General features: G+C 43.3%; 2 protein-coding genes. Both read right to left on the reverse strand.

Annotated elements, in window-relative coordinates:
- Nucleotides 1-488 (reverse strand): amino acid ABC transporter permease (locus O3670_RS10935; protein ID WP_371596175.1); only part of this gene is annotated, 488 nt, incomplete at its 3' end.
- A gap of 11 nt (nucleotides 489-499) precedes the next feature.
- Nucleotides 500-1,075 (reverse strand): amino acid ABC transporter permease (locus O3670_RS10940; protein WP_371596176.1); only part of this gene is annotated, 576 nt, incomplete at its 5' end.

Genomic DNA, 1,075 nt, shown 5'->3' on the forward strand with positions numbered 1-1,075 from the left:
TGTAAGGCGATAACAGAGTAAAGGAAAGAAGTATCCTTGATAACTGTTACGAATTGAGAAATGATAGATGGCAACATCTTACGAATAGCTTGTGGGAAGATGATGTAAATAAAGATTTGTTTGTTGTTAAATCCTTGAGACAAGCCGGCTTCCGTTTGGCCATGGTCGATAGAGTTCAGTCCCCCACGAATGATTTCCGCCAAGGCAGCTGAAGTAAAGACCGTGAAAGAGGTAATCCCTGCAGCGGTTGACTTGAGTTGGAAGACCAGGAAGATAATGAAAATCCAAAGCAAGTTAGGAACATTACGGACGAACTCAACGTAGATAGAAGCCATCCAACGAAGAATAGGATTCTTTCCGTTACGCATCACCGCCAGAATAGTACCGAACAGGGTAGATAGCACGATGATGAAGAAAGACAAGTAAAGAGTCGTCCACATCCCTTGTGCCAAGAATTTAAGGTTAGTAGCTGATAAAACTTCTGACATAATGTACCTCCTTAGTAAGCTTTCTTATTCTCTTCTTCTTTACGACGTGCCCAAGTAGCTAGAGGAAAACACATGATAAAGTAGAGGAAGGCAGCCCCAGCAAAGGCCGGCACATAGTTAGTGGTATCATAAGCCCAAGCCTTAGCCGTGAACATGATATCTGCCCCAGAGATGATGGCAACTGTTGAAGTATTCTTAATCAAGTTAACCACTTGGTTGGTCAATGGTGGCAAGATAGTACGCACGGCTTGAGGCAAGATGATGATACGCATGGTATCAGCGTAGGTGAATCCTTGCGATAAAGCGGCTTCGGTTTGACCTTTAGGAACCGCCTCGATACCTGTACGAATAATTTCAGAGATATAGGCTCCTGTGTAGACACCCACACAAAGGATAGCTGTCAATGAAATTGGGATCATGATATGACCATCAGTCAAGATTGAAATCCCATAGAAGACAACCACGAATTGCACAAGCAAGGGTGTATTTTGGAATATTTCGACATAAACACGTGAAATGCCACGAAGGACCTTGTTGTGAGTCGAACTCATAGCTCCAAAGATAAGCCCAAGAAGAAGGGCAACAAT

The organism is Streptococcus sp. 27098_8_74 (assembly GCF_041431705.1).
Taxonomy (GTDB): Bacteria; Bacillota; Bacilli; order Lactobacillales; family Streptococcaceae; genus Streptococcus; species Streptococcus salivarius_E.